Annotated in this window: 12 protein-coding genes and 3 pseudogenes; 11 read left to right on the top strand and 4 right to left on the bottom strand. The window is 58.9% G+C overall.

All coding sequences use genetic code 11. The annotated features are described in order from the left end of the window. Nucleotides 1–306: 306 nt before the first annotated feature. The gene (locus tag C5J24_RS27225) at nt 307–1,218 is read right to left on the bottom strand and encodes a helix-turn-helix domain-containing protein (protein ID WP_105422428.1); all 912 of its coding nucleotides are present in this window, start codon (nt 1,216–1,218) and stop codon (nt 307–309) included. A gap of 85 nt (nt 1,219–1,303) precedes the next feature. On the opposite strand from C5J24_RS27225, the gene C5J24_RS27220 reads away from it, so the two are divergent. The 8 genes and pseudogenes from C5J24_RS27220 to C5J24_RS32115 all read left to right on the top strand — a co-directional run bounded on the left by C5J24_RS27220 (nt 1,304) and on the right by C5J24_RS32115 (nt 10,743). Continuing rightward, complete coding sequence (locus C5J24_RS27220; RefSeq protein WP_105422426.1) at nt 1,304–2,578, top strand: ABC transporter substrate-binding protein; 1,275 nt, start codon at nt 1,304–1,306, stop codon at nt 2,576–2,578. Nucleotides 2,579–2,640: 62 nt separating this feature from the next. Further along, nucleotides 2,641–3,501: a carbohydrate ABC transporter permease gene (locus C5J24_RS27215; RefSeq protein ID WP_105404344.1), complete on the top strand. Its 861-nt coding sequence runs from the start codon at nt 2,641–2,643 to the stop codon at nt 3,499–3,501. Further along, the gene (locus C5J24_RS27210) at nt 3,498–4,334 is read left to right on the top strand and encodes a carbohydrate ABC transporter permease (RefSeq protein WP_105422424.1); all 837 of its coding nucleotides are present in this window, start codon (nt 3,498–3,500) and stop codon (nt 4,332–4,334) included. The genes C5J24_RS27215 and C5J24_RS27210 overlap by 4 nt, the downstream gene beginning before the upstream one ends. A 13-nt stretch (nt 4,335–4,347) precedes the next feature. Then, entirely contained in the window at nt 4,348–5,430 is a 1,083-nt protein-coding gene (locus tag C5J24_RS27205; protein WP_105422422.1) for an ABC transporter ATP-binding protein, read from the top strand. 30 nt (nt 5,431–5,460) lie between these two features. Beyond that, nucleotides 5,461–7,470, top strand: a complete 2,010-nt coding sequence (locus tag C5J24_RS27200; RefSeq protein ID WP_105422420.1) for an aldo/keto reductase — start codon at nt 5,461–5,463, stop codon at nt 7,468–7,470. Nucleotides 7,471–8,254: 784 nt separating this feature from the next. Further along, a pseudogene (locus tag C5J24_RS27195) lies at nt 8,255–9,522 on the top strand (hypothetical protein). Further along, nucleotides 9,521–9,721: pseudogene (gene repC / locus C5J24_RS27190) on the top strand (replication initiation protein RepC); the annotation flags it as partial. The pseudogenes C5J24_RS27195 and repC, both read left to right, overlap by 2 nt. A gap of 665 nt (nt 9,722–10,386) precedes the next feature. Further along, nucleotides 10,387–10,743: a hypothetical protein gene (locus tag C5J24_RS32115; protein WP_172724163.1), complete on the top strand. Its 357-nt coding sequence runs from the start codon at nt 10,387–10,389 to the stop codon at nt 10,741–10,743. 630 nt (nt 10,744–11,373) lie between these two features. Here C5J24_RS32115 and C5J24_RS27180 read toward each other — a convergent pair. The 3 genes from C5J24_RS27180 to C5J24_RS27170 all read right to left on the bottom strand — a co-directional run bounded on the left by C5J24_RS27180 (nt 11,374) and on the right by C5J24_RS27170 (nt 15,482). Next, nucleotides 11,374–11,958: a hypothetical protein gene (locus C5J24_RS27180; protein ID WP_105422418.1), complete on the bottom strand. Its 585-nt coding sequence runs from the start codon at nt 11,956–11,958 to the stop codon at nt 11,374–11,376. 15 nt (nt 11,959–11,973) lie between these two features. Continuing rightward, on the bottom strand, nt 11,974–13,149 hold the full coding sequence (locus tag C5J24_RS27175; protein WP_105422416.1) for a zinc-dependent alcohol dehydrogenase: 1,176 nt from the start codon (nt 13,147–13,149) through the stop codon (nt 11,974–11,976). Between the two features lie 1,169 nt (nt 13,150–14,318). Next, the gene (locus C5J24_RS27170; RefSeq protein WP_105422414.1) at nt 14,319–15,482 is read right to left on the bottom strand and encodes an ATP-binding protein; all 1,164 of its coding nucleotides are present in this window, start codon (nt 15,480–15,482) and stop codon (nt 14,319–14,321) included. Nucleotides 15,483–15,661: 179 nt separating this feature from the next. Here C5J24_RS27170 and C5J24_RS27165 point away from each other — a divergent pair. The 3 genes and pseudogenes from C5J24_RS27165 to C5J24_RS27150 form a co-directional block, all read left to right on the top strand. Further along, nucleotides 15,662–15,862, top strand: a pseudogene (locus C5J24_RS27165) (hypothetical protein); the annotation flags it as partial. 307 nt (nt 15,863–16,169) lie between these two features. Further along, nucleotides 16,170–16,622, top strand: a complete 453-nt coding sequence (locus tag C5J24_RS27160) for a heme-binding protein (protein WP_105422412.1) — start codon at nt 16,170–16,172, stop codon at nt 16,620–16,622. Between the two features lie 979 nt (nt 16,623–17,601). Further along, nucleotides 17,602–18,084 carry a hypothetical protein gene (locus tag C5J24_RS27150; RefSeq protein WP_105422408.1) on the top strand — a complete coding sequence of 161 codons (483 nt, stop codon included), beginning with the start codon at nt 17,602–17,604 and terminating at the stop codon, nt 18,082–18,084. Nucleotides 18,085–18,172 lie beyond the last annotated feature (88 nt).

The raw sequence follows: 18,172 nt of genomic DNA, 5'->3' as shown, positions 1-18,172 counted from the left end.
TCGGCGCGGCAAAGCTCGGCCTTGGCCCCGGCGGGCATATGCGGAGCAATGGCGCAATCAATGGCTCCCGTATCACGGCCTGCCATCCTGTCCTCCGGAAACGACCGCGCTGCACCGACTGCGGATCGTCCTGTAGGCCCGTTCGAATCCTCGACCTTGAGGATGGTAGCCCTTCATCACACGCGAAGACGAAGACAGCACCGGGCAGCATGATGGACATTCGACGACTTAGCTATTCCTGCAGCGCTGCGATGATGCCACCACCGTTCGATAATGTTGGGTCTCTGCCCGAGACGGTATTCCCGCTTAGGACATTGCGTGGGCGGCAAAGCGGCTATCCCGCCGGAAATCGGAGGGCGACATGCCCGAAATATGCCGGAAGGATTTGTTGAACGCGCTGAGCGAGCCGAAGCCGCTGTCCATTGCGACCTGCAGCACATTGGCTCCGTCCTGCATCAGAAGCGCCTGAGCACGGGAAAGCCGCAAGAGGTTGACGTATTTGCCGAGCGTCATTCCGGTCGACCTTCGGAAAATGTTCATCGCATATTTCGGATGAAGATCGGCGGCGCGGGCGATGTCGATCGTGTCGATATCCTGCATGAAATTGGCAGCGATGAAATCGCACATGCGTGCGACGCTTTTGGCCGACTGAGCATAGGGCTGGTCAGGAGCGCTTGGCTCTACTCCGCGCGGAGCCTCGGGGATCAGGTTATAGGAATCGAGGACGATCCGCTCGATCCGAAGCAGCAACTCATCCACGGCATGTTGCCGTTTGGCCGGACTGCCGGAGCTCACGTATTCGAACCAGCGCGCGAAGTTCTCCTTGTCCGCCGCATCGGTGGCCGTCGTCAGCAATGTTGCGCCATGCATGAGCTTGCTCGAGAGGTCCCCCGGCAGCCGCAAGCGAAAGAAATGCACCAGCGGAAGATGCGCGCCGGCATAGAAGGAATCGTCTGAGGATTCCTCCATCCGGTGCGGCTGCCCGCCCCAGAAGAGGCACATCTGGCCGGCGGTCAGCCGGACGTCATGCTCGCCCATACGATAGCGGACCGTGCCACGGATCACGTAATTCACCTCCACCTGCGCGTGCCAGTGCGGCATCAGCATGATCGGCGGGTGGTTGAAAAACATCTGCAAGGCAGTCGGCAGGCCTTCTATGCTGCTTGCGCCCGGGTGGTAGATCGCTTTGCTGACTACCTTACTTTCCGCCAAATCCATGTTCCCTTTTTCGGAGACAGATGTTTCGCAGGCGATAATTTAGGCACGTTCCGAAGGGACAGCAATTGGAAAAGGGAGGTTTTCAATGCGCTTCAAACTCGCAGGCCCGGCGGCCGCGGTCGTATTGCTTGCATCAAGTGCGGCGTTCGCAGAGTCCGGCCAAATCACCATCTGGAGCTGGAACGTCGCGGCCTCGTCTCTCAAGGCGACGCTCGAAGGATTCAATAAGAAATATCCCGACATCAAGGTCACGGTGGAGGATCTCGGCAACGACCAGGTCTACGACAAGACGCTCGCAGCCTGCGCGGCGGGAGGCGAAGGCCTGCCGGATATTGTCTCGGTCGAAAATTTTGAAGCGGAAGTCTTCTGGAACCGCTTCCCCGAGTGTTTCGCCGACCTCAGCGAGGTTGGCTATACGCCAGAAATCCAGGCGCTCTTCCCCGAATTCAAGCGGACCGAGCTTGAATTGAACGGCGTTCCCTACGCCGTGCCGTGGGATTCCGGACCGGTCGCCGTCTTCTATCGCCGCGACTTTTATGAAAAGGCCGGCGTCGATCCGGCATCGATCAAGACCTGGGACGACTTCATTGCCGCCGGAAAGAAGGTTATGGCTGCCAATCCGGGAACCGTGATGGCTCAAGCCGATTTCAACGGTGACAGCGAATGGTTCCGCATGATCTCCAACGAGCAAAGTTGCGGCTATTTCTCGACCGATGGCCAATCCATCACCATCAATCAACCAGCCTGCGTTGCGACGCTTGAGAAGATTAAGGAGATGAAGGATGCGGGTCTGATCACGGCCGCGATCTGGGACGAAAAAATCCAGTCCAATACCGCAGGCAAGGCCGCCAGCCAGATGTATGGCGCGTGGTTTGAAGGTTCGATCCGCTCCAACTCACCTAATCTTGCGGGTAAATGGGGCGTCTTCCGGATGCCCAGCCTGACGGCCGACGGCCCTCGCGCAGCCAATCTCGGTGGATCGTCCCTGGCCCTTAGCGCCGCTTCCGAGAACAAGGAAGCCGCCTGGAAATTCATTGAATATGCCCTGACCACCAATGAGGGCCAGGTCACGATGCTGAAAGCGTTCGGCCTCGTTCCGTCGCTTCTATCGGCGGTGCAGGATCCGTTCGTGAAGGAGCCGCAACCCTATTGGGGCGGCCAGGCCGTCTGGTCGGATATCCTTGTCACTCTGCCGCAGATCGTTCCAAGTCGGGGCACGGCCTTCCAGAGCGATGCGGACGCGATCTATCAGGCGACGCAGACGAAGTATTTCGCCGGCGGTTATCCGAATGCGAAGGCTGCTCTCGATGACGCGGCGAAGCAGATTGCGACAGCCACCGGCCTGCCCGTTACGCAATGAGAATGCCGGGCGGCGTCAGGCCGCCCGATATCCCGCTTGGCAATCCCTGACAGGAGAACGAGATGCTTTCGAGGAATAGGGCGGCCTATGCCTTCCTTGCCCCCTACCTTTTGATCTTCGTCACTTTTTGGCTCTGGCCGATCATAAACTCGCTGCTGATCTCGTTCCAGAACACGCGAGTTAATCCGTGGAGGTTCAGCCTCTCGGCAAATTGGGGGCGGCTGTTCGGTGATCCGGCCTTCTACAACGCGCTCTACAATACGCTGATCATTCTGGTGATCCAGGTTCCTGTGATGATCGCGCTCGCCACCGTCATGGCGGTTCTTCTCGATTCCCCGCTTTTGAAGGCACGACCGCTCTACAGGTTCGCCTTCTTTGCGCCGGTCGTCGTTGGTGAGGTGGCCTATGCCGCGGTCTTCAGGCTGATGTTCAGCGCCGATTTCGGCATCATCAACAAGCTGATCACCTCGGTCGGATTGTCCCCCGTCTCGTGGTTCGACAATGCCAATGCGGCGATGGCGCTGGTGATCATCGCGATCACCTGGCGATGGGCAGGGTACAACGCCATCATCCTCCTCGCCGGCCTGCAATCCATCCCCGACGATGTCTACGAAGCAGCGACGCTCGACCGGGTGAGCAAGTTCCAGCAATTCCTTCATATCACCTTGCCGCTCTTGAAGCCGATCATCAGTTTCTGCGTCGTGCTTTCGGTCATCGGCACCATGCAGCTCTTTACAGAACCCTTCCTGATCACCAATCGCGGCGGGCCCGGCGGAGGAACCGAAACACTGGGTCTGCTGCTTTACCGCCAGGGTTTCACCTCGCTTAATTTCGGTTACGCCTCGGCAATCGCCTACACGATCGCCGGTCTGGCGGTTGCGATCTCTCTGCTCAACCTCATGCTAGGAGGCGAGAAGAAATGAAATCGAAATCCCGCTCGCTGCTGGTGCAGAAAATCGCGCTGCACATGGTTTTGACGCCGCTTGCGATTGTCTGGCTCTTCCCGCTCTGGATGATGGTCGTCTTCTCGACCATGCCGGACCACGGTATCTTCAGCCCCGAAATCGTGCTCTGGCCCTCGGCGGAATTCGCCGCCAACTTCCGCAATCTCCAGGCGGACACGAATTTTATCCGGGCGATGTCCATCTCGATCACCGTCGCGATCATCTACACGACCTTGTCGGTCATGTTGACGTCCATGGCAGGCTGGGCGCTGGCGCGTTACCGTTTTGCCGGCCGCGCCATCGTGGTCGCGATCATTCTCGGGACGATTACACTGCCTTTCGCTGTGGTCGTCATTCCGCAGTTCATCATGGTCGCGCGTGAGTTCAGGCTCGCCAATACCTGGATCGCATTGATCGTCCCGCCGCTGTTCAACTCGCTCGGCGTCCTGTTCATGCGGCAGGCTTTTTCGATGATGCCCGGTGAGCTCTTTGACGCAGCGAGGGTGGAAGGCGTCAGGGAATGGCGGATCTTTCTGCACATCGCCCTGCCATTGGCGCGCCCGACGATGGCAGCGCTTGCGATCATCCTGTTCCTGTCCTCCTGGAACAACTACCTCTGGCCGCTCCTGATCAATTCGCGGCCGAACATGATGACGGCGCCGGTGGCACTTGGAACCCTGGTCGGCCTCACCAGGGTCTCCTGGGGCGGCATCATGGTCGGCGCGGTGCTGCTGACAGCCCCGGTGCTCGTCGTCTTCGTTTTCCTGCAGCGCCACTTCATCGCCGGGATTTCGGCCGGTGCCGTCAAATAGTCGGGGAGGGATCATGGCGAAAATCAAACTCGAAAATGTCGTTAAGAGCTTCGGGGCCTATCAGGTGGTTCACGGAGCAAACCTGGAGATCGAGGACGGCGAGTTCACCGTCTTCGTCGGGCCGTCCGGATGCGGGAAATCGACCCTGCTGCGCATGATCGCCGGCCTTGAGGATATCTCCGCGGGCACCATCAGCATCGGTGGAAAAGTGGTCAATGACACCGAACCCTCGGATCGCGGCATCGCGATGGTCTTTCAGTCCTATGCGCTCTATCCCCACATGACCGTCCGGCGGAACCTCTCCTTCGGCTTGGAGATGAACGGCAACCCGAAAGCCGACACCGCCCGCCGTGTCGCGCTCGCTGCGAACATATTGCAGATCAACGAGCTGATGGGCCGGCGTCCTGCCCAGCTTTCGGGTGGCCAACGCCAGCGTGTCGCCATCGGACGGGCGATTGTTCGCGAGCCGCAGGTATTCCTTTTCGACGAGCCGCTTTCGAACCTCGATGCGGAGCTCCGCGTCCAGATGCGGGTCGAGATTTCCAAGCTGCACAAGCAGCTTGGAACGACGATGATCTACGTGACCCACGATCAGACCGAGGCCATGACGCTTGCAGACAAGATCGTCGTGTTGCGGGCAGGACATATCGAGCAGGTGGGAGCGCCGCTGGATCTCTATGACGATCCGGCCAACCAGTTTGTCGCAGGCTTTGTCGGCTCGCCGAAGATGAACTTCCTGAAGGCGGAAGTGGTGGAAAAGACGCCGGACGGAGCGGTCGTGGCCCTCTCGTCCGACCGGAATGTCCGGTTCGCGTTCCCGCTTTCAGCCCAGATTGGCATGGGAGCAACGGTCACGCTCGGCATCCGTCCCGAGCATTTTACCCCGCCAAGCGGGGGTGATGCGGATCTGACCGTGGCCGTCGAAGTGGCCGAACATCTCGGCAACACCAGCTACGTCCACGCAAGCCTTGCCGGTGAGACAGTCGTCATCGAGCAACCTGAAAACCGCCACGGGGGCGCCCGCCGGCATCTTACCGTGGGCGTGCCGACGAGCCGCGTCTTTCTTTTCGATCAAACGGGCAATCGCCTCCGCTAAGCAATTTCAAAGAGGATCAAAGGAAAAATCATGACTGCAGAGAACCATGTCCGTTGGGGGATCATCGGTCCGGGCACCATTGCACGTGCATTCGCCGAAGGTATCGCGCATTCGCAGACCGGCCGGCTCGCCGCCATCGCCACCCGCAATCCGGACAAGCCCGGGCTTTCAGAAGCCTTTCCGGGAGCGCGGATCGTCGCAGGTTACGACGCGCTGCTCAGGGATCCCGAGATTGACGCAGTCTATGTCGCGGTCCCCCATGTCGGACATGCGGAATGGGCGATCAAGTCGATTCGCGCCGGCAAACATGTGCTGGTCGAAAAACCGATGGCGCTTTCTGCGTTCGACGCCGACCTGATCTTCCATGAAGCGAAGAAGGCCAAGGTCTTTGCCGGCGAGGGTTATATGTATCGTCTTCATCCGCAGACGGCTCGGCTTGTCGAACTGGTCAAGAGCGGGATCATCGGAGACATCAGGATCATCCGCTCGAGCTTTGGCTTCAACATGGGAAGCTTCAGGCCGGAGCACCGGCTCTTCAATGGCGACATGGCGGGCGGCGGTATCCTGGACGTCGGAGGCTATCCCGTATCCATGGCCCGGCTGATTGCCGGAGCCGTTGACGGCATGGACTTCACGGAGCCCAAGACCGTGGCCGGGGCAGCCCACCTTGGCCAATCCGGCGTCGACGAATGGGCCTCCGCTCTCCTCAAGTTCGAAAACGGCATCGTCGCCGAGGTTTCCTGCTCAATCATGGCGCAGCAGGACAATGTGCTTCGCATCATCGGTTCCAAGGGACGGATCGAAGTGAAGGACTTCTGGTTCGCCTCGGGCCGCCAGGGCGGCGTCGGACGGATCGAGATCATCAAGGGCGATGAGCGCGAAACCATCGAACTTGAGGAGAAACGATACCTCTATTCCTTCGAGGTCGATGCGGTCGGAGAGGCGATCCGCGGGGGGCGTGGTGAATTTTCCCGGCCGGGAATGAGCGCGGCGGACTCGCTCGGCAATCTGCGCGTTCTTGACCAATGGCGCGCCTCGGTTGGCCTGGAATACGCTGTCGAAACGGCTGTCAGGCGTTCCACCAACATAACCGGCGGCAGAGTGCGTCTCGGTAGCGGCATTCCGAAGCGGCAGATTCCGGGCGTCGCCAAGGAGGCTTCGGCGATCAGCCTCGGATTCGAGTTCTTCCCGAATTTCGCCGCGGCGTCATTGACCATGGACGCCTTTTACGAGGCGGGAGGCAATGTATTCGATACCGCCTATGTCTACGGCGCCGGCAAGACAGAGAAAATTTTCGGCGACTGGCACACCAGCCGGCAGGTGCCGCGCGAAGAATTTATCCTGATCGGCAAGGGCGCCCACTCGCCGCTTTGTTATCCCGACGTCATCGCCAGGCAACTGGATCAATCGCTTGACAGACTGAAGACCGACTATCTCGACGTCTATTTCATGCACCGGGACAATCCCGACATACCGGTTGGCGAATTCGTCGACGCGATGGATGCGGAAGTGAGGCGGGGCAGGATCCGCGGCATTTTCGGCGGGTCGAACTGGGGTCGCGAGCGGATGGACGAGGCGATCGCCTATGCCCGGAAGAATGGGAAGACGGCGCCAGGGGCGCTTTCCAACAATTTTTCGCTCGCCGAGATGCTCGACCCGATTTGGGCAGGATGTGTCGCCGCATCTGACGATGGTTGGAAGGCATGGCTGACGGAAAAGCAGATGCCGAACTTCGCCTGGTCAAGCCAGGGAAGGGGGTTCTTCACGAACAGGGCCGGACGCGACAAGCAAGACGACGAAGAACTGGTACGGGTCTGGTATTCGGAGCGGAACTTCGAACGCCGTGACCGGGCCATCGAACTTGCCGGAAAACTCGGTCGCCACCCCATCCATGTGGCATTGGCCTATGTCATCGCACAGCCATTTCCCCTCATACCGCTGATAGGGCCGCGAACCGTAGGTGAGCTTGCGGACAGTCTCTCGGCGCTCGATATCCGGCTCTCGCCGGAGCAGGTCAGTTGGCTGGAGAGTGGTTTATAGGGCTCGCGGTCCTGGAATTCGGCCGAGAAAGGTGGACGATCCCGTCCGGCTCCGAATCAATTCCTGTGTCATTTCAGCAGCCGGCTGCGAAAGACATCCCCGCTCGGTCACCGCCTTTCCCGTCGCGGCTATCGTGATCGGGTCATCGAGCAGGGGCCGGGTCGCGAACCGGTCTCCTCAAACGGGGCGCATCCGGCGCTCGATAGCGGCCGTTTAAGGCAGGGCAACGATCGGAAGCTCAATGGGGCCGCCGCAGCATCGGGACGAGCGTCGGCGACGACCCGACCTGCATCGCGCCGGATGCAACCTGGCCAGCACGGGAAGCGCAATGCCGCGGAGTTTCTCTACCGGCATCATCGATCAGCAAGGAGCGAAAAGCCGGTGGTACAACGGCTGTGATTACACCGCTGCAAAGAGAGGCTGCTCCGTGCAGCAGGACAAACGTTACCATCAGCCAGCTTCGTGCGGACGGTGCCAGGATGGACCGCAACCAGCACGGCCTGTGGATGCGGGCGGACAAGTTCGAGAGAGGCCGTGCGAACAATCTGATTGATTGAGCGCCGATTTGCGCAAGTCTAGGCGCCGTCGCAGATCAAACCCTGGCCGAGCAGTTGAAATACCCTCCATGTCGCCCGGGTCAAAGGGACCGAAGCAACCCCACCGTCATCACGTTTTGAAATGAACAGAAACTCAAATGACTTCCTTTTTCCGCGCCGCCGCGGTCTTGTGACAATCAAAGGTCGCTCGAGTCTCGCTCGGCGACATGTAACCAAAGAGCGAACGTATGGAAAACCCGGTCGCATTGAACCACCTGTCCGAAAATACCGTCTTCCGAAAGGGCGACGTTTTCGTCCTATTCGGTGAGCTTTTCGGACGCGGATATGCCACAGGCTTGCTGGACGAAGCCCGCAAGGCTGGCATGGACATCGTCGGCATGACCGTTGGACGGCGCGACGAGAACAACTTCTTGCGTCCGCTTAACGCCGAGGAGTTGTCAGCGGCCGAGTCCCGGCTGGGTGGCAGGATCATCAACATTCCCTTGATGGCAGGTTTCGATCTCGACGCGCCCGAAGGCGGTCCGACGCCGACCGATCTGCTTGCTGCAATGACGCTCGAGAACTGGCAGCAGGAAAAGCTTGACGGGGATTACGTCTCGCAATGCCGGGCGATTGCCACCAAGCGGTTCACAACACCACTTTTCGAGGTCATGGCCATCCTCGATGGCATGATTGTGGGCGGCCGGAATGTATTCTTTGCCCACACGATGGCTGGAGGCATCCCGAAGGCGAAGATATTTCTCGTCGTCGCCAATCGAATCTACAAGGGACGCGGAAGCCGTCATATCTCGTCGCAGGCGCTGCTCGACAGCGATATGGGCAAGCTCATCCTCAGAATTTCGATGACGTCTCCGCAAACACCTACCGACACCTCATCGACTTTAGTGCGGCCATCCGTGAGCGTGTCGAGGCATCAGGTGGGCAGGTCCGGTATACGGCCTACGGCTACCACGGATCGGCAGTTCTCATCGACGGGAGCTATCGCTGGCAGACCTACACGAATTATACCCAGGGCTACGCCAAGATGGCGCTTGAGCGTATCGCGGAGGATGCGTGGGCCACGGGTGTAAAGGCTACGGTCTATAGCTGTCCCGAAATCCGCACGAATTCCTCCGACGTATTCACCGGGATTGAGCTGCCGCTGATCCCGCTGCTGCTTGCGTTAAGGAAGGAGAACGGCGGGCGATGGGCAGAGGAGCAGTGGCTGGCATGCCAGCGCCTTCTGGCGGACGGCGTCACCATGGATGATGTCTTCCGCAAAATCACCGCCATGCAGGCCAGCGACGTCATGCGCCCGTTTTACGATTTCTCGGCGTGGCCGATGGCAAATAGCCAGGCACAGGCCGATCTGACTATCGGCACGTCCAATGAAATCACCGCGATGCACCGTGGCACCAAGGTAATGATCAGCGACCATTTGAGCGGCCTCGTGGTCGAGGCGACCGGGCAGCTTATTTTTGGCGAATCCTCGAACCCATCGGGGCCTGTCCAGTGAGGACGCGTGTGGAGCGATGGGGCCGGAGAATGCGGCAGCAGCGATTGCTTGCATTCTGGAAAGAGCGAATTTCATCAATTCTGCTGGAGGGTATCTAAGAGATCTGACGCGGCGTACCGAGCTCGGGGAGTTCTCGCTTGGTCCGATGATAATGGCATTGCTGAAGGTAAACGGCCAGGTTGGCCTAAAGGCTGGATAGCCGTTTGAGCTCTGATTAAAGGGCGGCATCTCGGGCAAGTCGCTTTAAATCTGCTCAAGCGCTGAGTGGTCAGCTGACCACGGAGCTAACTAGCTGAAAAGGAACGATTATTGACAGACGAAGCTTTTATCTCCAGCCCGGAACCAAGGGAGGAGGTAGAGCTAGTGCAGGTCCCCGGGATTTGTTTGGAATGATGCGAAAACTCATTGACCTGGCAAACGCGCTGCTCGGGCACGGCAGAAGATAGGAGCCGCCCTTGCCTTGACCAGCAAGGATACTCCAGCTTCGTCAGTTGGAATGGCATCTTTTTTTCCTTTAAAGAGGGCCTGCCGGAGATTGGCCCGACCGCCGCGGATGAAAGCGCGGCCGGTCCATGCCCCGGACTGCCGTGCCACTTTTTTCGAATACAGCGAGGGCCGTACCCGAACCTTGATCAGTTGAAAGAGTGAGGTCAGTCTGTAATAACCGAAAGATGACCATAGCAATGCGAGCGTACGGCAGCGGCAACATCGTCCTTAGTGCTCGAACCAGCCCGGCCCAAGTGATTGGAACCATCTGGGGGCCATGTCATCGGGCGCGGTGGGGTAGGGGCTAGCACAGGATAGCTCCAGCTTTCTTGTCGCGACAGAAAATCGTCTTTCTCCGGTCCTTGCGTGAGGCGTTCCGTGTCATCCTATTTCTTGAAACAGCCCAATGGGAACCTTGCCGTTTTTACGACGGATGGGAGCAGATTTACGTTTTGCGGTATGACCGAAGCGGAAGCACTGGACTATGGTTTGAGCCGTTGGGGTACCGAAGCTGCACCGATGATCGCATCAGGCCTTGAAGATCGGTCTGTTACAGGATCTGACGACGCGGGCGATGGGCTTTCCCGATGGCGCTCGGCGCTGACGGATATCGCCGCGAAACACGGCATTGATGGCGTTCGGAACGCCTTGGCGCACGTAGGGATGCCTGAAGCCGACATCCCTCAGTCAGCACTCGATGCAGCGCTTGAAGCGGCGAGGCCATCAAGCCCATAACAGAAGTCCACAGCCAAGCCTTGGCTTGTCCAGTCCTCTTCTCAACGCCAGCAAATTGGCAGACGTTGCACCACGCGTTGAAGAGTTCTCCGGGATTAGGAGCGTCGAGGCTCTGGCGCCAGATCTTTGGGTCGGGCCGTGATCAGCTTGAAGCACCTCAGGATGGCAACCATTGCCGTCTGAGCGGCGTTCGAGATGCAGGCAATGGAGGACGCTTACGACGAGTGAGAAACGCAGGCGAACGAGAATCCATTTTGGGAGTTGGATAAAACAGGACGAAGGAACCCTAAATGTGCCGTCCGCGCTCACGAAGCCGTAGGAAGGCACGCATTTGGTCTAGCTTCGGTTCCTTGGGTCGAACCGACCTTGTTCGGCTTTATGAACGTACTCGGCGGTTCACCAGCCCGCCCTTTAGGGGCCTGAGAAACTGCCACGCGGAAATGGCGGTTTGGGAATCCCGGAGATGACGGCATAGTCGATGCAAGCCGATCAATTGCGGCTCCTGACAGTGCTATCTCTCTGGAGCCTAGTTGACCGCGACCGGTGAGGTGTATTTGCGACCGTCGTCGCCTGCTTGGTTGGAAGGCGATCAAGCCATGGCTCGCTGTTGGCGCCCTGATGGGGCCTTGATCACCCACCAGCGCTGGCAGGCTGTTCGGAGGTGCCGGTCGCTTTCCCGGGCGCTGACCTTAAATCCGCCAGCCGTTTACGGGCGGCGCCACGCGAAGCCTCGACGCCTTTTGGAAAGCCGCTGCGGTCTTCATAGTTGCGAACCTGGCGCTGTCGCCTGGTATGGCGGGCGTAGCTTACGCCCGTTGCGATGATGTCGAGAAAGGTGACACCGGCGACCATAGCCAGCGCCAACGCGGCGTTGTCCCGCTTGCGGTTGTCAGGCCGCAGAGCCGTGGCCAGGGTTGCGATGTCCAGTGCGTCCCCGGCTATCCGGCTTGCAAGCCCTGCCTGCTTGTCCACCGACAGCGTCATAAAGCCAGAGCCGATTTCACGCGCGCCGAAGGCTCGAACAAGGTTTTCCTTGCCGCGCATTCCGAGTGCAGTCGTGATCTTTCCAGCCGCAAAGATCTCGGCCAGGCCGAGACCGATGCTGAACCAGCCAAGATTGCGCGCCAGCCGATCGGAGGAGCTGAGCGAACTGCGGCCTGGGCGCAGCACCTTCGGATCACCTTCCGAGCGGATCATGTTGGTGAGAAAAGACATGTTCAAACCCTACCGTTACGGTTTCAGAACAACCTTGATGCAGCTGTCCTGCTTGTCGCGGAACACCTTGTACATTTCCGGACCCTCTTCGAGCCCGACGGTGTGGGTGATGACGAAGGACGGATCGATCTGGCCGTCCTCGATGCGGCGCAACAGGTCGTCGGTCCAGCGCTTCACATGGGTCTGGCCCATGCGGAAGGTAAGGCCCTTGTTCATGGCCATGCCCATCGGAATCTTGTCCACGAGACCGCTATAGACGCCTGGAACCGAGATGATGCCGCCCGGGCGGCAGACATAGATCATCTCGCGCAGAACATGCGGACGGTCGTTCTCCAACATCACGACCTGCTTGGCGCGATCCAGGAGGGTATCAGGCTGACGCATCGAGACATGGCTTTCGAGCCCCACCGCATCGATGCATTTTTCCGGTCCTTTGCCATCGGTCAGCTCGTTCAACCGCTCGACGACGCTTTCGTCCTTGAAGTTGATGGTGATCGCGCCGCCAGCTTCTGTCATGGAAAGACGCTCGGGAATGCAATCGATCGCAACCACCTGCCTGGCACCCAGAAGCACGGCGCTGCGGATCGTCATCTGCCCGACCGGACCGCAGCCCCAGACAACCACCGTGTCCGTGGGCTCGATGTCGCACTGGGCAGCAGCCTGCCAGCCTGTCGGGAAAATATCGCCGAGGAAAAGCACTTGCTCATCTGTGAGGCTGTCGGGAACCTTGATATGCGTCTTGTCCGCGAACGGCACCCTCAGATATTCGGCCTGACCGCCAGGGTAGCCGCCGGTCAGATGCGTGTAGCCGAAGAGGCCGGCGGTGGTGTGGCCGAACGCCTTGTCGGCCAAATCCTTCTTGCGGTTAGTGCGCTCGCAGACAGAAAAGTTGCCGCGCTTGCACTGGTCGCATTCGCCGCAGGTGATGGTGAAGGGGACGACGATCCGATCGCCCTTCTTGAGGCTGCCGTTGATCTCCGAGCCCGTCTCGACCACTTCGCCCATCATCTCGTGCCCCATGATGTCACCCGGCATCATGGCCGGGATGAAATTGTGAAACAGGTGAAGGTCGGAGCCGCAGATTGCGCAGCTCGTCACCTTCATGATCGCATCGCGCGGATGCTCGATTTCGGGGTCAGATACGGTATCGCACCGGATGTCTTCCTTTCCGTGCCAGACTAAAGCGCGCATCGGTCTCTCCTATCTGCAGTCCTTCTTCAGCAAGTGAAGCGGCCCCGGATGATTGCGAGAGTGAATCCAGTACTGGGCTGCTCTCCGCCGGATCAGCGAACAAGACACGGCCGCGAAGGTTCCGCGGCGGGCGGTGATTGTGGGAAGGCCCCCGACGGAGAGACGACATCCTCGTGCCGTTTATGGCTGCTGCGGTGGTCGTGAGGTCGATGCTGAATATAGTAAAACCCTGACAGCTGTCAGGGTTTTGGCGATGAACACTGCTTGAGGTGGCTGATGTCGAAGCAATCCTATTCCGGTCGAATGCCGCTGATACTCTGCAAATAAAGGAGGCGGACGTAAAGGTAGGAGCGTCTTGCGACGTCAGAGTCCGCGAAGGTCCAACGCGAGCGGCGATCCATCCTGGCCAAGCCCGTTGCCGGGTCCGACGTCTCAATAAGGCAGATACCTCAGAGGATCTTTATTAGAGCTGCGGCTTGGTTAAAAGCACCGGCTCGCGACGCCGTCCATCGTGAGGCGGTGATCCCGTCAAACCGCTCGCGCAAGATCATCATTCCACACGATGAGCTCGCCTACATCAATCGCAACCGCATCGAGCGCTGCTTCAACAGAATGAGCACTTCCGCCGCTTCGCGACGCGCTACGACCGCAGAACCATTCACTTCCAAGGATTCGTCTATCTCGTCGCAACTATAATTTGGTTGCGATGACTGTCGGTTCGTCCTAGTGCCCGAGAAGGGGAGTGGCTTCACCTCCGCAGCAGGAAAGCGTGGTCGTCCTAGGACTGGTGACGTCAGCCCGGAAGCTCCGTATAGCACCTGAATACGGCAGGTCGCCACCGACATATTCGGAGCGAATGCCTGTAAATCTTTGCCAGCAGATTTGATCGAGCAAGGAACCCCACGAGCGGTTCTTGTGGCCGATCTGCCCAAACCGGCCTTGCAAAGGTCTGACGCCTGCCTTGCGGCACGGACGTATCGATCGTATCGCAGATCGACCGCAAATGGCTCGGGTCACACCGATCAACCTCGACAGAGATCATGTGAGGGGGCCGTCGCGAGACGTTCGGCAGCCGCACGCTAACAGGAGAGGGCAGGGGTGAATGCGCGCCGCAAATCGGGGGGCCTGGTGCGGTGGAGGATCACGCTGTTCGCCGGACGAGCATCCTGCTATCGGTCAAGCAAAAGGCGGCCGGCGGCCGAGAGCGACATCGCGGTCACGTCGTTTGGGAGAGGAAAGGCCTCTCCACCGGGATAGACAACGATGCGTTTTTGCGGCTGGAGATCTTCGCAAGCGAGGTAAAAACCCTTTTCGAGCTTGGGCGACAGACTTCGCTTGATCTCTATTGCCCAGGGCCTTTGGCCTGGAGGGGTCAGCAGCAGATCGATTTCGGCGCCGGCCGCTGTACGGTAGAAGTTGGCCGCTGTGCCGTCTGGCGATGTGGCGATCAGTGTTTCGATCACGAAGCCTTCCCAACTGGAGCCGACGATTGGATGTCCGAGCAATTGTTCGGCGCTTCCAAGTCCAAGAAGCGCATGAGCAATGCCGCTGTCCCTTACATAGACTTTTGGTGATTTGACCAGCCGCTTACCAACATTGGCATGCCAAGGTTCGAGGCGGCGCACGAGAAGCAGGTCGACGAGTAGATCGAGATAGGAAGCAACGGTCTTGCCATCGACTCCAAGGGAACGGGCGAGTTCGGCTGCGTTGAGGAGTCCGGACTGGTGGTGTGACAGCATGGTCCAGAACCGTCTCAGCGTTTCGGCGGGAATGCGCGGCCCCAGAAGCGGAATATCTCGTTCGAGATAGGTGCGAATGAAATCCTGCCTCCAGCGCATGCTCCCACGGTCACTGGAAGCAAGGAAACTATCGGGAAAGCCGCCTCGCAGCCAAAGCGTATCGAGGGCGTCTGCCGACACTTCCAATGCGTCGACAGGCTGCATTTCAAGATAGGCTATGCGGCCGGCGAGCGTCTCACCAGACTGTTTCAGAAGATCGATGGAAGCCGAACCGAGCAGCAGGAACTGGCCAGCGCGGCGTCCGGCCCTCCGGTTGCGATCGATCAAGCCACGTAGGGCTTGGAATACGTTCGGCAAACGGTGAACCTCATCGAGAATGACTAGCTTGTCGTCATGACTTGCTAGGTAAAGCTCCGGTTCCGACAGCTTAGCTCGATCGGTCTCCGATTCCAAATCGAGATAGATGGAGGGGCGAGTTTTGCCGATATCGATGGCCAGCGTCGTCTTACCGACCTGACGAGGGCCGAGCAGGGCGACAGCAGCGCTGTCGTCAAGGAGATCCAGAAGTTTGGTTTCAATTCTGCGTTCAATCATCCTTGCAATTATGGATCTGCGCTCCAGAATTGCAAGGGATTTTTCACCAGTGGGATAAACCGCGTTGCCCTGCCGCTACGCCGTGTTGCGTTGTTGCAGTACCTAATGCTTGCTGCACCGAGCGATGCCGTGACGGCTCCATCACCTCAGGGAGCGGAATGCCCCGATTGGCGGCTTCCGTGAAGCGTATGGCGGGAGTCGTCGATGGCCAGAATGCCGGCGACCCGCTCTACATCCCGATGGCCAGGGATTTCGACGGTTCCGTCGCCTTCCAGGCCGCGCTCGATCTGGTGCTCAAGGGGCGCGAGCAGCCAAACGGTTATACCGAGCCGGTCCTGCATTGCCGCCGGATCGAGCTGAAACCTAGAACTGCCGAGTAGTAGATCTTAACAACGGCAGACGAGACCGGAAAAAGCAACATCTGCAGGGAGCCGCGCCTCTACAACGGGTCTTGAAAAAACGAGCGGTGGCACGCTCGTTCCACATCGTGAAAAATCTGGATCGACCATCTGCACGCAAAGCAATCTACGGAATAATGACGAACTCCCAATCTTGTTCACTTGCAAGATGCGCGGCCGATTGGTCGAAGGTTGAGCGGACCTAGCGGAATAGCTGTAGAACCTTCCTTCAAGCGTGCCCGCTCTATCGAAGCCGGTCTTTAACTACCCGCTCCCTGGAGGACGAATTATGCTGAGGATCAACCGAGTGAGCCTGGACGACGCCCGCGTCCTTATCGCTGGCGCACGGGCAAAAGCGGAGCAGATCAGGGTGCCGATGTGCATAGCGGTCACTGACGAATCGGGACAACTCGTTGCCTTTGAGCGAATGGATGGAGGCAAGGTTGCCAGCACGGTCATCGCGCAGGACAAGGCCTTCACGGCAGCAGGCGCCAGAAGAACAACTGAAAGTTACGGATTTGCCAGTCAGCCCGGAACTCCCGCTTATGGCATTAATTCGGCAATTGGCGGTCGTCTTGTCGTGGTGGCCGGCGGCCTTCCAATAATCGTCGGCGGCGAAGTTGTGGGCGGCATCGGCCTGAGTTCCGGCACACCTGCGGAAGATAGCGCGTGCGCGCAAGCTGGTGTCGATTTATTTGAGAAGCTGACCAAATCGTTTGCTTTCGACCAGTTGTCACTCTGATGTGCCGACAAAGCGCGCTCAGCGGAACCTCAATGGCGCGCACGACACGGAGATCGCCACCCAACGTTAGGATGCCAAACACGCGCTATTTTTGCGCTTGGGTCGCGCAAAAAGTTCCATAATATCTCTTACGCGACTTTGCATAGCTCACGATGTATCGCTGGCTATATTCTTCTTTGGCTTGGCACCCGCTGGGCTCCTGGTGACCGGCTAAGTCCGGGGCCGACCGGAGGATATCACTTCACCTCTCCGGCCCTCTCGTGAATCCAAAGCTATTTCTATCGGTATCGACCGCGCGCATCAGACGCGCGGTCAGCGGTCTTCGGGCTTGAAGCTGAGTCCAGTCTCACCATTGGGGCCGGAGGTAAAATGTACTCCCGCTCTTTCAAAAGCAGATCTAATTGCCCTGAGGTTTGCCGACGTTATCGATGGGATGCCGTTGTGGGTCTCCGCTCGGCTGATTGTAGCGACTCCGAGCCCTGAGGCCATCGCGAGCTCTTTCGCACTCCAGCGAGTGAACGCGCGGGCAGCTCTAATCTGCGCCCCGGTGATTTCTATTTTATCATCTGATTTCAAATTGATCATCTTCAGTTTTGGTGGTATCTAGAAGACGCGTGCCGGAAGGCACGCGGCTTGCGGCTGCACTCGGTGCTCTAACACTAAGTGCAGCCTGACCACGTCTAGCTGTCGGGAGCTTGGATCATGGCTGATTCTGAGAATAGCAGAACTTTGTCTGCAATCACCCGCCGAAAATTACCCTGGGCAGAACTGCGGGCGATCCTCACGGACTTCGTTTTGATCGGAGGCGGCCCCAATGGCCTCTTCCGGGAATAGGGATGCCTCCCCCGAGACCACGCGCAGAAACTTCCTTGCACGCGCTGCGGCTTCGATCGCAGCCGCGCCCGCCCCGGCAGGTGCAATGGTGCGGACGGAGAGATCGGAGCAAGGCGATCCGGTGGTATCACTTTGGAGAGATTGGATGGCCGCTCATAGGCTTTGCGGGGAAGCCTGCCGCCGGCAGCAAAAGCTCGAGAGTGAGTTGCTCCGGCAATTCAGAAGTTTCCCCCGCACGAAAGTCCCGTTCTCCGAAGACTGTGGTTTCATCTGGGCCTATTCCGGTCGGGAGATCAACCGTCTCCTGCCGAACGCGGATCAGGATGAAATGCGGCGGCAAGCAAGGACCGCATTGGCGGCCCGCCGGAGCGAATGGAAGAAGGCGGACAAGCGGGTCGGATATACGAGAGCAAAGAAAGCCGAGGAGGAAATCGCTGATGTCGAGGAGGCTTTGGCAAAGGAATTGTGGAATGCGGTGCCTCAATCTGTCGCCGGCGTCGCGGTGAAGCTGCATTCCCTCCTGGAAATGGAGGATCCAGGCTCTGCCCTCCAGGAAGCGCCGTGGCCGGAGCTTCGCACGATCCTGGCCGATCTTGTGCGGATTTGTACAGGTCCGAATGCGATCTGAGTTTGCGCTGGCCAGCTCACAAACGACCTCTCAATCCTGTCGATATATCGGCTATAGCCGTCAGATGATCTCGGAGGAAGCTGCGAGC

This window comes from Neorhizobium sp. T25_27 (assembly GCF_002968565.1).
GTDB lineage: Bacteria > Pseudomonadota > Alphaproteobacteria > Rhizobiales > Rhizobiaceae > Neorhizobium > Neorhizobium tomejilense.
The sequence above is the reverse complement of the archived record's forward strand: the minus strand, read 5'-3'. Positions and strand labels throughout refer to the sequence as shown.